The following is an 11,659-nucleotide window of genomic DNA, read 5'->3' on the forward strand; positions in this document are numbered from 1 at the left end:
GGAGCCGGTCACGCCGGGCACCGGATTCTCCCCGGTTCAGCCCAGGGCGTGGTCGAGGTTGAACGCGGCGCTGATCAGCGCGAGGTGGGTGAAGGCCTGCGGGAAGTTGCCGAGCTGCTCGCCGGTCTGCCCGATCTCCTCGGCGTACAGGCCGAGGTGGTTGGCGTACGTGAGCATCTTCTCGAACGCCAGCCGGGCCTCGTCCAGGCGCCCGGCGCGGGTGAGCCCCTCGACGTACCAGAACGAGCAGATCGAGAAGGTGCCGTCCTCGCCGCGCAGCCCGTCCGGGCTGACCGCGGGGTCGTAGCGGTAGACCAGCGAGTCGGACACCAGGTTCGCGCCGAGCGCGTCGAGGGTCGACAGCCACTTCGGGTCGGTGGGGGAGATGAACTTCGCCATCGGCATCATCAGCACCGAGGCGTCGAGGACGTCGTCGTCGAAGTGCTGGACGAACGCCTTCAGCTCCTCCGACCAGCCGCGCCGCATGATCTGCCGGTAGATCGCGTCACGGGCCAGCTGCCAGCGCGGCGTGTCGGCGGGCAGCCCGCGGTGGGCGGCCATCCGCATGGCCCGCTCTATCGCCACCCAGCACATCAGCCGCGAGTAGACGAAGTCCTTGCGCCCGCCGCGCGTCTCCCACACGCCCTCGTCGGGCTGGTCCCAGTTGTCGCAGACCCAGTCCACCAGGATGTGGACATCGTCCCAGAGGGCGCTGGAGATCGGCTGGTGCCACTTGTCGTAGAGGTAGACGGAGTCGAGGAGGGCGCCGTAGATGTCCAGCTGGAGCTGGTCCACGGCGGCGTTCCCGACGCGCACCGGGCCGGAGCCCCGGTAGCCCTCAAGGTGGGACAGCTCGATCTCGGGCAGCTCGATGCGGCCGTCGACGCCGTACATGATCTGCAGCGGGCCCGAGGCGCAGCCGCCGTCGCGGCTGACGTGCCGGGCCAGGAAGCCCATGAACGCCTCGGCCTCCTCGCCGAAGCCCAGCCGCAGCAGCGCGTACACGCAGAACGCCGAGTCGCGGATCCAGACGTACCGGTAGTCCCAGTTGCGCTCCCCGCCGATCTGCTCGGGCAGGCTCGTCGTCACGGCGGCCACGATCCCGCCGGTCGGCGCGTAGGTGAGGAGCTTCAGCGTCAGCGCGGACCGGTGGACCATCTCCCGCCACCGGCCGCGGTAGTTCGACGAGGACAGCCAGCGGCGCCAGTACGCCACGGTCGCGGCGAACTCCTCCTCGGCCTCCTCGATCGGGCACGAGCGCAGCGCCACGTCGTCGCCGAACCTGTCGAGGGCGAACACCGCGCACTCGCCCTCGTTGAGCTTGAACTCCGAGCGCACGTCCTGCCCGTCCGCCTCCAGGGTGGCGCTGGACGACAGGGTGAGCGACAGCGACGGCGACTCGAAGACCGCCCGGCCCCCGAGCACGCTCAGGACGTGGGACTGCCTGCCGTAGTCGAACCGCGGGGCCACCCGCGCCAGGAACGGCAGCGACCCGCGGACGCACCTCACCCGCCGGATCAGCCGGTGCCGGACGCCGTCGGCCGTGCCGGTTGTACCGGCCGTGCTGTCGGTGCCGCCGACGATCGGCATGAAGTCCTGGATCTCGCCCACCCCGTCGGCGGCGGAGAAGCGGGTGATCAGCACGTTGGTGTCGGGGAAGTAGAACTGCTTGGTCCTGGCCGGGGCGACCGTGCCCAGCTCGAACGACCCGCCCCGTCCGGCGTCCAGGATCGAGCCGAACACGCTGGGCGCGTCGAAGCGGGGGCAGCAGTACCAGACGATGGTGCCGCCGGTGTCCACCAGCGCCGCGGTGCGCAGGTCGCCGATCAGCCCGTGGTCGGCGATGGGCCGGTATCCGGGGGCGCCCGCCGGGTCCTGACGAGCGGATTCCGCTGCTGTCATATCGGCCTTCTCACATCGCGAGCCGGGCACCTTACGCCCTCAAACTACGCGTCCCGGACGTCTGTCCGGTTCCCTCCCGCGTCAAGGAGTCGGCAGGTTTTCCGTCGGCGACGGCAAAGACCGCCCGGCGACGGCCCTCGCCGTCGCCGGGAGCCACGGCCCGTCGCCGGGAGCCACGGCTCAGGCGCTCTCCGAGCGTCCCAGCCGCCAGTAGCCCATGAAGGCCACCGAGGAGCGGTCGATCCCCGCCTCCTGCACCAGGTGTCGGCGGAGCAGCTTGACCATGCCCGCCTCGCCCGCCAGCCAGGCGTACAGGCCGCCGCCCCCCGAGACCTCGGGGGCCTCGGGGACCTCCCAGAGGATCTCCTCGTCGACGTCGACGTCCTCCAGCGGGCTCGCGGCGCCGGGGAGGGCCTTGTCGGCGGCGGCGGTGCCGCCCGGCGCGGTGAGCGCGCCCAGGGTGTCGCGTACGGCGGGGATGAGCAGGTCACCGTGGCGGGCCCCCTCGCGGGGCAGCCAGGTGACCTTCACGCCGGGACGGACGTCGAGCGGGAGCGCGTCGGCGGCCTCGGGGACCTCCAGCAGCGCGGTGGCGCGCACGGAGCCGGGGAGCGACTCGACGATCGCGGCGATGGCGGGCACGGCCGTCTCGTCCCCGGCCAGCAGCAGGTGCTCCACCCCGGCGGGCGGGGCCCACTCCTGGCCGCCGACGGGACCGGGGTACGCGGCGTTGGGGCCGACCACCACGGCCCGGTCACCGGGGGCGACGCGGGTCGCCCAGCGGGAGGCGGGGCCGCTCTCGCCGTGCAGGACGAAGTCGATGTCGAGCTCGCGCAGCCCGGCCCGCACGGCGCGGGCGGTGTAGGTGCGGATCGGGTTGCGCAGCTCCTCGGGGAGCGCCCGCCACCGCTGGTACCAGTCGTCGCCGTCGCCCAGCGGGGTGATGCTGCCGTCCGGCAGCGGGAGGATCACCTTGATCCGCTGGTCGAAGCCCTTGTCGGCGAAGCCCGCCAGGTCCTCGCCGCCGAAGGTGACCCGGACGAAGCTCGGGCTGAGCCGCGCCGTCCGCAGAACCTCCACGCCGTGGCCGCGATAGGCCGGGACCTCCGCCGCGCGCTCCAGGGTCTGCTCGCCGCCCGCTGTCATCGTGCCGCCTTCGCTGGGGGAATGCCGTCCCCAGCAACTTAGCTTTGCCTAACCTTATTAAGCAACCTGGCACGATCTCCGTTCCGTCCCGTTCTCGCCTGATTTTGTTAGGAGGGTCACGCGGCGTGGGCCTTCTCGCCCTCGTGGGTCCCCCGCGCGTCGCGCCGTACCTTCCCCTGGAGGTCCGGTCCGGAAACGGCCCGCGTGCCGGTACGGGCGGGGATCCCGGTGCCGTCGGCGCGCTTCGGGAGGCCCGTGCGGTACGGCTCGCACGCCCAGCTCGGCCTGCTCACGCGAAGCGCCTCGCGGCCCCGGGACGACTCGCGGCTCCGGGGCGCGGCGTCCGGCAGGCCGGGCCCTCCCGGCAGGCCCGGCCCGTCCTGCCCGCCCGGATGGAGCGTCACGGTGTGCGGGAGCGCCTTCCAGGCCGGGGGCGTCTCCGCGCGCAGCAGCGTCTCCTCGACCGGGCACGTCACGCCGGTCCACAGGTCCGCCCGCTCCCGCCGCCCGTTCCTCCTGCGGTGCCGTCCCGCCGAGACGCGGGGCCGCAGCCGGGACAGGACGAACGTCGTGCCGAGGACGAAGGTCAGCAACCCGGCGATCGCGGCGGTCTCCATGGAGACGGGGAGCGTTCCCGGTGTGTCCACCGGGGGAGTGGAGCCCGGGGCGAGTGCCGGGCGGACCTCGATCCGCCCGGCCGCCTGCGGGGCCGTGGTGCCCTCCCCGGAGGAGGCGCCGGTCAGCTTCTCCTTGACCTTGCGCGGCAGCCCGTACCCGACCACCTTGCTCTGGTCGCGGGTCTTGCGCTTCAGCCAGACCCGGTCGACGTTCCCCTCGATGGTGTGGATCGTTCCACCGTTCACGCTCTCGACGACGCCGACGTGGTCGATCCCCTTGATGTCCTTGCCGCCTGACCAGTCGAAGAAGACCAGGGCGCCAGGCTCCGGCGTCCGCGTCCACGCGCCGTTGGTCTCGAACCAGCGGGCCTGCGACGGGGTCCAGGCGAACTGCCCGACGTACTCCTGCACGTCCGCCTTCTCCGCCGCCCAGGCGATGAACATCGCGCACCAGGGGGCCGTCCTGTACTGCGGGTCCTGGGCCACGTTGACCGCGTACCACTCACCGAACTTGCTGTGCTGACCGGCCCCCTCCCGGTACCCGAGTTCGGGCTTGATGGTCCTGAGCAGATCGTCACCGATCGGATCCATGGCTGTGAGCCACCCCGTCCACTCTCCTCCACCCTTCAGAGAAGGGGGCGCCGTCCGACAAAGCTGGACTGTATTCGCAGAAAAACGGAAAAGTGAGGCTATTTGCTTAAAAAGGCGAGCCAGGAGGCTGTCGAATACCGGATTCGGCGAAAGGCGGGAAAGGCGACCCCGCAGCACCTACCATCGATTGGCCACTCACGCCACTCGCACGAACCATCCGTGCTGAACAGCGGCTCCGGCCCCGCCGTGTGACGGTACGGGCACCGGTGACCATACCCGCACACCGGGCATATCCCTATTCACCCCGCGCTCACGGGTCACACCGGTACGCGTCCCTGCCCATCGGGTCGAATAGCATGTGATGGCACGTGCGCGGCATGCGCCGGTGCCGACGCCGAGACCTTCCCTCCCGGTCCGGCGAAAACGGGGACGCGAAGGCGGAATGGGTTTTCCATGTTCGACGACAAGACGCAGGAGACCCTCCGCCGCCTCCTGGACCTCGCCGAGCATCCCGCGACCCCGCAGGCCGAGCGCACCCTGGCCGTCGCGCGGGTCCGGGCCCTCATCATGGTGCCCGAGGACGACGCCCGGCGGGCGCCGGTCACCCCGGCGATGGAGACGGGGATCCTCAGGAGGGTGCGGCCGCTCGCCCATCGGGTGGACGAGGACCTGGTGAACGAGGTGCACGGCGACCTCTACGCCTTCAGCACCCGCTACCGGGTGATCGGCGAGCTCGCCGAGGAGATCGCCCTCCTGCTCGAACGCTGGAGCGCCGTCGTCCCGCAGAAGCGTCACCGCCACGAGGAGGCCGTCAGGGCCGCGGCCGCGAAGCTCGTCTACCTCCTGGAACGCCGCGACCTGTTCCGCAGGCCCAAGTGGGGCAACCGCCCGAGAGCCCGATAGGTCCCGCGTCAGCGTTCGGGCCGGACGGGTCGGGCTGCTCGGGCTGCTCGGGCTGATAGGTCCCGCGTCAGCGGTCGGGCTGCTCGGACCGGCCGGGCCGGCCCTCGGTCCCGCGGTCCGGGCGCTCGGCGAGCAGCGGCAGCAGCGGGTTCCAGGCGGTCCCGTCCCGGGCGTCGCGCCGCCGCCGCGCGATGGCGCTCAACGCCTCCAGCACCACGCGGTTGGCCAGCGCGGCGGTGATGTCGGCGTGGTCGTAGGGCGGGCTGACCTCCACGACGTCGACCCCGACGACCGGCAGCTCCAGGCAGACGCGCCGTACGGAGTCCAGGAGCTGGCGCGCGGTGATGCCACCGGGCTCCGGCGTTCCCGTGCCCGGCGCGTGGCCCGGGTCGCACACGTCGATGTCGACGGAGAGGAAGACGCCGTCGCACTCGTCGACGGCGATGGCGAAGGCCTCGGTCAGGCACTCCTCCAGGCCGCGGTGCGTGATCTCGGTCATCTCGTACGAGCGCATCGCCCGGTCCGCCATCCAGTCCAGCGTCTCCGGCGGCGGCCAGTAGCCGCGCAGGCCGATCTGCAGGAACCGGTCGCCGCGCAGCGCCCCCGACTCGATGAGCCTGCGCATCGGCTGCCCGTGCCCCCACAGCGAGCCGAACTCGATGTCGCCGGTGTCCGCGTGGGCGTCGAAGTGGATCATCGAGATCCGGCCGTGCCCGAGGACGTTGGCCACCCCCTTGGCGTCGGGGAAGGCGATCGAGTGGTCACCGCCCAGGATCACCGGGATCGCGCCCGAGCGGGCGACCTTCTCGACGGCGGCCTCCAGGGCGGCGAGCGACGCCAGGATGTCGCCGGGCGGCATCTCGACGTCGCCCGCGTCCAGGACGCGCAGGTCACGCAGGCCGTCGGTGCGCAGCGCCAGGCTGGGACGACTCCCGTCGTGCGGCAGGTAGTCGGTCATCCGGATCGCCTGCGGCCCGAAGCGCGCGCCCGGCCGGTGGGAGGTGCCGCCGTCGAACGGCGCCCCCACGATCACGATGTCGGCGCCCGCGTAGCTCGCGGGGTCGTCCAGCGAGCACCGCTCGACGCCGAGGAAGGTGATGTCGGGCCCGAACTGGGGCCCGTAGCGGTTCGTCACTGTTCCTCCGGCGGGAAGGGCACGGTCCGCGGGCGCGGCCCGTCGCCGCCGGGCACGGCTCGCGGGGTGGCCTCGGCCGCCCCCCGGGAGATCGTCGTCGGGAACTCCGCCCGGTGGGATCCATTGCACCAGACGGCATGACCGGACAGGTCAGCAGGCACACGTCCGAGAAGGGCCGGGCCGCCGGTGAGGAGGATGGTGGCCGTGGCCCGGGGAGACTTTCCGCCCGCGCGAGGCACGACCTCGCGCGATCCGGCGATTCGTCCCGGGGCCACGGCGTGTGATCTGGCAGATCCCGGCGCCCGGCGGGGGAAGGTAGCCGGTCACCGTGGGATGAGTGGGACCCGCCAGAGCTCTCCGTCGACGCGCTGACCGGGGGTGCGTGACCGCCGCACTGCGGTACGCACAACCGTGACGGTAAGCAGCCCTGGGCGGGTGCCTCAATGGTGTTGCCGGATGTTGCGTGGAAACGCGCAGAATTCGCCGTCGCGCGGCGGACGCCGCCACGGGCGCCCGCCGGTCGATCCGCGCGGCCGGACGGGACTCGTGGCCCGTCCGGGGTGTCACCTGCCGGTCGGCTCACCGGTGGGGTCGTCGGCCTCGCTCTCCGGCGTGGGATCGTCGTCGGCGCCGAGCTCCTTGCGCAACCGGTCGATGTCCATGCTGTGGCTGCTGTACTTCAGCTCGCGAGCAACCTTCGTCTGCTTAGCCTTCGCTCGGCCCCGTCCCATTGGCTGTACTCCCTCGCGCAGGCCGTGCTCGGCCTCTCGTCACTGTCGCATCGCCGGCTGGCGCGCTCTGACGCCGCAGGTCAGTCTGCGGTAGCCGTACCAAGTATCCCGCTTCGCGGTCGATCCGTCATCGATCGGGCTCGAACCGGCTGCGGGCCCTGTTGGAAAACGGCCTTCGCCATCATAGCCAACGTCATTACGATTTGAAGAATTATGCAATTTGCCACATCATGAGGAACGGTGTGCCGATAAACCAGACGCCGGGGAGTTACCTGATCCACGGGAGGTGGGGGACATGAGCGAGTTCGCGGCCGAGCTACGGGCGCGCATCGCCGATGTCGACGGCGAGCTGGAGCTCATGCGCCAGGCCTTCGACGACCACGCGGTCGAGGTCCTGTCCGGGCGGCTGGAGAACCTGCTGCGCATCGCCGACCGGCACGGCGTCGACGTGCGGTACGCCGGTGGCGGGCCCGCCGCCGGAGCTGCCTGATCATGCCGGTGCCGCTGCACCAGGCCAAGGCCGACTTCTTCCGTACGATCGGCCACCCGGTCCGCGTCCAGGTGCTGGAGCTGCTGCGGGACGGCCCGCTGCCGGTACGGGACCTCCTGAGCGCCATCGACGTCGAGGCCTCCAACCTCTCCCAGCAGCTCGCCGTGCTGCGCCGCGCGGGAGTCGTGACCGCCACCCGCGACGGCGCCACCGTCGTCTACGCCCTCTCCACCCAGGACCTCGCCGAGCTGATGTCAGTGGCGCGGTCGATCCTGGCCGAGGTGCTCGCCGAGCAGGGGGAGCTGCTCGCCGAGCTGCGCGCGGAGGCCCGCGGCTAGGGGTTTCCCGCCCCGGCCTGTCATTCGACGACCGATTATGATCGGCTCAGATCACATGATTCGGAGCGGATGGGGTCGGTCGTGAAAAGTGGGGGAGAGAGTTCGGGGCAGGCGGAGTATCGTCGTCCCGTGTTCGCCGCGGAGCGCCGTCAGCGCATTCTTGAGCTGGTACGTGCCAATGGCGCGGTCTCCCTCCGGGATCTGGCCCAGTCTGTCCAGTCGTCGGAGGTGACGGTCCGGCGCGACCTGCGCGCCCTGGAGGCCGAGGGCCTGCTCAACCGGCACCACGGCGGCGCCACGCTCCCCGGCGAGCTGTCCCGCGAGCCGACGTACTCGCAGAAGATGCAGACGGCGGCCGCGGAGAAGCGGGCCATCGCCGATCTCGCGGTCTCCCTGGTCGAGGACGGCGACGCGATCGTGGTCGGCGCCGGCACCACCACCCAGGACTTCGCCCGGCGGCTGGCCAGGGTGACGGAGCTGGCCGTGGTGACCAACTCCCTGCTGGTCGCGCAGGCGCTCACCGACTCGCCCCGGGTCGAGGTGGTGATGACCGGCGGCACCCTGCGCGGCTCCATCCACGCCCTGGTCGGCAGCGCCGCCGAGCGCTCCCTGGCCGGCCTGCGGGTGCGCAGGGCCTTCATTTCGGGCAACGGGCTCACCGCGGAGCGGGGCCTGTCCACGCCCAACATGCAGGTCGCGAGCGTCGACCGGGCGCTGGCGGCGGCGGCCGAGGAGGTGGTGGTGCTGATCGACCACACCAAGGTCGGGGTCGACACGATGGTGCAGACCGTGCCGACCGAGGAGATCACCCATCTGATCACCGACGACGAGGCGCCCAGGGAGGTGCTGGACGACCTGACGGGGCGAGGGGTGCGGATCCACGTCGCCAGGATCTGACGATCGGTGTCGTCGGGGTCCGGCGATCGGGAAAGGCTGGGGTTCCGACAGCCTGATGACCGAATCTGATCGGATGCGATCAATCGTGACCCAGTGATGTCCATTTCTTTACGATTTTGTTTCCTGGCCGGATGAACATCGAGCGCATCGACGTTCCATCGTCCTGTCCAGGAGGGCACCATGACCCTGCTCACGAGTCGTCCGGGAAGAGTCGCCGCGCTGCTGGCCGCCGTCGCCCTCGTCGCATCAGGTTGCGCGAAGGGCGAGGAGACCGCCGCCGCGCCGAGCGGTTCGAGCACCCAGGGCGGCCAGGTCGTCCAGACGCCGGCCGCCGAAGCGGGCGCCGGGTGTACCATCGACGCCTTCGGTGCCCAGAAGTTCGACCTCACCTCCGCCGTCGTCGGCTTCTCCCAGTCGGAGAAGGAGGCCAACCCCTTCCGGATCGCCGAGACGAAGTCGATCAAGGATGAGGCCGCCAAGCTCGGCATCGCCAACCTCAAGGTCACCAACGCGCAGTCGCAGTTCTCCAAGCAGATCAGCGACGTCCAGCAGCTCATCGCCCAGGGCGCGCAGCTGCTGGTGATCGCCCCGCTCAACTCCGACGGCTGGGAGCCGGTCCTGCAGCAGGCCGCGGCGAAGAAGGTGCCGATCATCACGATCGACCGCAAGATCAACGCCGCCCCCTGCAAGGACTACCTGACCTTCATCGGCTCCGACTTCGTCGAGCAGGGCAAGCGCGCCGCCGACCAGATGGCCAAGGCGCTGGGCAACAAGGGCAAGGTGGCCATCCTGCTCGGCGCGCCGGGCAACAACGTCACCACCGAGCGGACCAGCGGCTTCAAGGACCGGATCAAGGAGGTGGCGCCCGACATCGAGATCACCTTCGAGCAGACCGGCGAGTTCGCCCGCGAGAAGGGCCAGCAGGTCACCGAGCAGCTCATCCAGTCCAACCCCGACATCGACGGCATCTACGCCGAGAACGACGAGATGGCGCTGGGCGCGGTCACCGCGCTCAAGGGCGCGGGCAAGAAGGCGGGCGACGTCCAGATCGTCTCCATCGACGGCACCCGCGGCGCGGTCCAGGCCATCGCCGACGGCTGGCTCGTCGCCGTGGTCGAGTCCAACCCCCGCTTCGGCGCCCTCGCCTTCGAGACCGCGAAGAAGTTCCTCGACGGCGAGGCCATCCCCGAGAAGGTCATCATCTCCGACCGCGAGTACGACGGTTCCAACGCGGAGAGCTCCCTCTCCGAGGCCTACTGACGCCCGCCGACCACCGAACCCGGTCACCGGGGCCCGGGGCGCCGCCGCCCCGGGCCTTTCGGGGAGATCGAGGAGATCTGAGGAGAGGAGCCCTGTGGCCACGACCGGCCGAGTCCTGGAAGCAGCCGGGGTGCTGAAGGTCTTTCCCGGCGTCCGCGCGCTGGACCACGTGTCGTTCACCCTCGGCAGGGGCGAGGTGCACGCCCTGGTGGGAGAGAACGGCGCGGGCAAGTCAACGTTGATCAAAGTGCTCACCGGGGTCTACCAGGCCGACGCGGGCCAGGTGAGGTACCGCGACGAGGTGGTGAGCTTCTCCAGCCCGCTCGACGCGCGGCGGGCCGGCATCTCCACGATCTACCAGGAGGTCAACCTGGTCCCCTCCATGAGCGTGGCGCGCAACCTGTTCCTCGGGCGCGAGCCCAGGAACCGGTTCCGGCTCATCGACTTCGGCGCCGTGCACGAGCGGGCCAGGGAGATCCTCAAGGGGTACGGCGTCCACGTCGACGTCCGCCGCCCCCTCGGCTCCCTGGGCATGGGCACCCAGCAGATGGTCGCCCTGGCCCGCGCCGTCTCCGTCGACGCCCAGGTCGTCATCATGGACGAGCCCACCTCCTCGCTGGAGCCGCGCGAGGTCGGCAGGCTCTTCGAGGTGATCAGGGGGCTGCGCGACCAGGGCCGCTCGGTGATCTACGTCAGCCACCGGCTGGACGAGCTCTACCAGATCTGCGACCGGGTCACCGTGCTGCGCGACGGCAGGCTGGTCCACACCGGCAGGATGGCCGAGCTGGAGCGCCTGCGCCTGGTCTCGCTCATGCTCGGGCGCAAGCTGTCGGAGGTGCGGGCCGAGGGCGCCACCAAGTTCAGCGGCTCCCACCCCCAGGACGGGCAGGGCGGCCAGGACGAGCAGGACCCGCCGGTGCTCACCGCGACCGGCCTCACCCTCAGGCGCCGTCTCGACGACGTCTCCCTGGCGCTGCGGCCCGGCGAGGTCGTCGGCCTGGGCGGCCTGCTCGGCGCCGGGCGCAGCGAGACCGCCAAGGCGATCGCGGGCGCCCTGCGGGTGGACTCCGGCGAGGTCGTCGTGGCGGGCGTGCCGCTGCGCACCGGCTCGGTCTCCGCGGCGATCCGGGCCGGCATCAGCCTGCTGCCCGAGGACCGCAAGGCCGAGGGGATCGTGCCGACCCTGTCGGTGCGGGAGAACATCGCGCTGGCCGCGCTGCCCCGGCTCTCGCGGGCGGGCATCGTCTCCGACCGCCGGGTCGACCGGATCGTGGAGACCTTCATGAAACGGCTGCGGATCAAGGCCGCGGGGCCCGGCCAGCTGGTCGGCGAGCTGTCCGGCGGCAACCAGCAGAAGGTGCTGCTGGCCCGCTGGCTCGCGATGAGCCCCAAGGTGCTGCTGCTGGACGAGCCCACCCGGGGTGTCGACGTCGGCGCCAAGGCCGAGGTGCAGATGCTCATCGACGAGCTGGCCGTGGACGGCCTGGCCGTCCTGCTCATCTCCTCCGACCTGGAGGAGATCGTCGAGGGGTGCGACCGGGTCGTGGTGCTGCGCGACGGCGCCGTACAGGGCGAGCTGCACGGCACCGAGGTGAGCGAGGAGGCGATCATGTCCATGATCGCCCGTCCGGTGGAGGTCCCCCGATGAA

Annotated in this window: 11 protein-coding genes; 6 read left to right on the forward strand and 5 right to left on the reverse strand. The window is 71.2% G+C overall.

All coding sequences use genetic code 11. From position 1 onward, the window contains the following. Positions 1-36: 36 nt before the first annotated feature. The 3 genes from ACSC1Q_RS27300 to ACSC1Q_RS27310 form a co-directional block, all read right to left on the reverse strand. Positions 37-1,902, reverse strand: a complete 1,866-nt coding sequence (locus ACSC1Q_RS27300; protein WP_436761538.1) for a glycoside hydrolase family 15 protein — start codon at positions 1,900-1,902, stop codon at positions 37-39. A 180-nt stretch (positions 1,903-2,082) separates the two neighbouring features. Beyond that, complete coding sequence (locus ACSC1Q_RS27305; RefSeq protein ID WP_436761539.1) at positions 2,083-3,048, reverse strand: siderophore-interacting protein; 966 nt, start codon at positions 3,046-3,048, stop codon at positions 2,083-2,085. Between the two features lie 116 nt (positions 3,049-3,164). Beyond that, the gene (locus tag ACSC1Q_RS27310) at positions 3,165-4,256 is read right to left on the reverse strand and encodes a CHAP domain-containing protein (RefSeq protein ID WP_436761540.1); all 1,092 of its coding nucleotides are present in this window, start codon (positions 4,254-4,256) and stop codon (positions 3,165-3,167) included. Between the two features lie 453 nt (positions 4,257-4,709). Here ACSC1Q_RS27310 and ACSC1Q_RS27315 point away from each other — a divergent pair, with 453 nt between their 5' ends. Continuing rightward, on the forward strand, positions 4,710-5,159 hold the full coding sequence (locus ACSC1Q_RS27315; protein WP_436761541.1) for a hypothetical protein: 450 nt from the start codon (positions 4,710-4,712) through the stop codon (positions 5,157-5,159). Positions 5,160-5,226: 67 nt separating this feature from the next. On the opposite strand, the gene speB is transcribed toward ACSC1Q_RS27315, so the two are convergent. Together speB and ACSC1Q_RS27325 are read right to left on the reverse strand one after the other, a co-directional pair. Next, the gene (gene speB / locus ACSC1Q_RS27320) at positions 5,227-6,294 is read right to left on the reverse strand and encodes an agmatinase (RefSeq protein ID WP_436761542.1); all 1,068 of its coding nucleotides are present in this window, start codon (positions 6,292-6,294) and stop codon (positions 5,227-5,229) included. Between the two features lie 563 nt (positions 6,295-6,857). Next, positions 6,858-7,025 carry a DUF3073 domain-containing protein gene (locus tag ACSC1Q_RS27325; RefSeq protein ID WP_350976188.1) on the reverse strand — a complete coding sequence of 56 codons (168 nt, stop codon included), beginning with the start codon at positions 7,023-7,025 and terminating at the stop codon, positions 6,858-6,860. Between the two features lie 295 nt (positions 7,026-7,320). On the opposite strand from ACSC1Q_RS27325, the gene ACSC1Q_RS27330 reads away from it, so the two are divergent. The 5 genes from ACSC1Q_RS27330 to ACSC1Q_RS27350 all read left to right on the forward strand — a co-directional run bounded on the left by ACSC1Q_RS27330 (position 7,321) and on the right by ACSC1Q_RS27350 (position 11,658). Next, complete coding sequence (locus tag ACSC1Q_RS27330) at positions 7,321-7,515, forward strand: hypothetical protein (protein WP_344743363.1); 195 nt, start codon at positions 7,321-7,323, stop codon at positions 7,513-7,515. Positions 7,516-7,517: 2 nt separating this feature from the next. After that, complete coding sequence (locus tag ACSC1Q_RS27335; RefSeq protein ID WP_344743364.1) at positions 7,518-7,853, forward strand: ArsR/SmtB family transcription factor; 336 nt, start codon at positions 7,518-7,520, stop codon at positions 7,851-7,853. A gap of 69 nt (positions 7,854-7,922) precedes the next feature. Then, positions 7,923-8,750 (forward strand): DeoR/GlpR family DNA-binding transcription regulator, encoded by an 828-nt coding sequence (locus ACSC1Q_RS27340; protein WP_389911379.1) that lies wholly within the window; start codon positions 7,923-7,925, stop codon positions 8,748-8,750. A gap of 180 nt (positions 8,751-8,930) precedes the next feature. Continuing rightward, positions 8,931-10,010 carry an ABC transporter substrate-binding protein gene (locus ACSC1Q_RS27345; RefSeq protein WP_436761543.1) on the forward strand — a complete coding sequence of 360 codons (1,080 nt, stop codon included), beginning with the start codon at positions 8,931-8,933 and terminating at the stop codon, positions 10,008-10,010. Between the two features lie 94 nt (positions 10,011-10,104). Next, on the forward strand, positions 10,105-11,658 hold the full coding sequence (locus tag ACSC1Q_RS27350; RefSeq protein WP_436761544.1) for a sugar ABC transporter ATP-binding protein: 1,554 nt from the start codon (positions 10,105-10,107) through the stop codon (positions 11,656-11,658). Position 11,659 lies beyond the last annotated feature (1 nt).

The sequence above is a fragment of the Streptosporangium heterodermiicola genome (assembly GCF_051390675.1).
Classification (GTDB): Bacteria; Actinomycetota; Actinomycetes; order Streptosporangiales; family Streptosporangiaceae; genus Streptosporangium.

Excerpts from the sequence above, each read along its gene's own strand:
- ACSC1Q_RS27330 (WP_344743363.1), top strand. The coding sequence starts at position 7,321 with ATGAGCGAGTTCGCGGCCGAGCTACGGGCGCGCATCGCCGATGTCGAC.
- ACSC1Q_RS27335 (WP_344743364.1), top strand. The coding sequence starts at position 7,518 with ATGCCGGTGCCGCTGCACCAGGCCAAGGCCGACTTCTTCCGTACGATC.
- ACSC1Q_RS27340 (WP_389911379.1), top strand. The coding sequence starts at position 7,923 with ATGGGGTCGGTCGTGAAAAGTGGGGGAGAGAGTTCGGGGCAGGCGGAG.
- ACSC1Q_RS27325 (WP_350976188.1), bottom strand. The coding sequence starts at position 7,025 with ATGGGACGGGGCCGAGCGAAGGCTAAGCAGACGAAGGTTGCTCGCGAG.
- ACSC1Q_RS27310 (WP_436761540.1), bottom strand. The coding sequence starts at position 4,256 with ATGGATCCGATCGGTGACGATCTGCTCAGGACCATCAAGCCCGAACTC.
- ACSC1Q_RS27345 (WP_436761543.1), top strand. The coding sequence starts at position 8,931 with ATGACCCTGCTCACGAGTCGTCCGGGAAGAGTCGCCGCGCTGCTGGCC.
- ACSC1Q_RS27300 (WP_436761538.1), bottom strand. The coding sequence starts at position 1,902 with ATGACAGCAGCGGAATCCGCTCGTCAGGACCCGGCGGGCGCCCCCGGA.
- ACSC1Q_RS27305 (WP_436761539.1), bottom strand. The coding sequence starts at position 3,048 with ATGACAGCGGGCGGCGAGCAGACCCTGGAGCGCGCGGCGGAGGTCCCG.
- ACSC1Q_RS27315 (WP_436761541.1), top strand. The coding sequence starts at position 4,710 with ATGTTCGACGACAAGACGCAGGAGACCCTCCGCCGCCTCCTGGACCTC.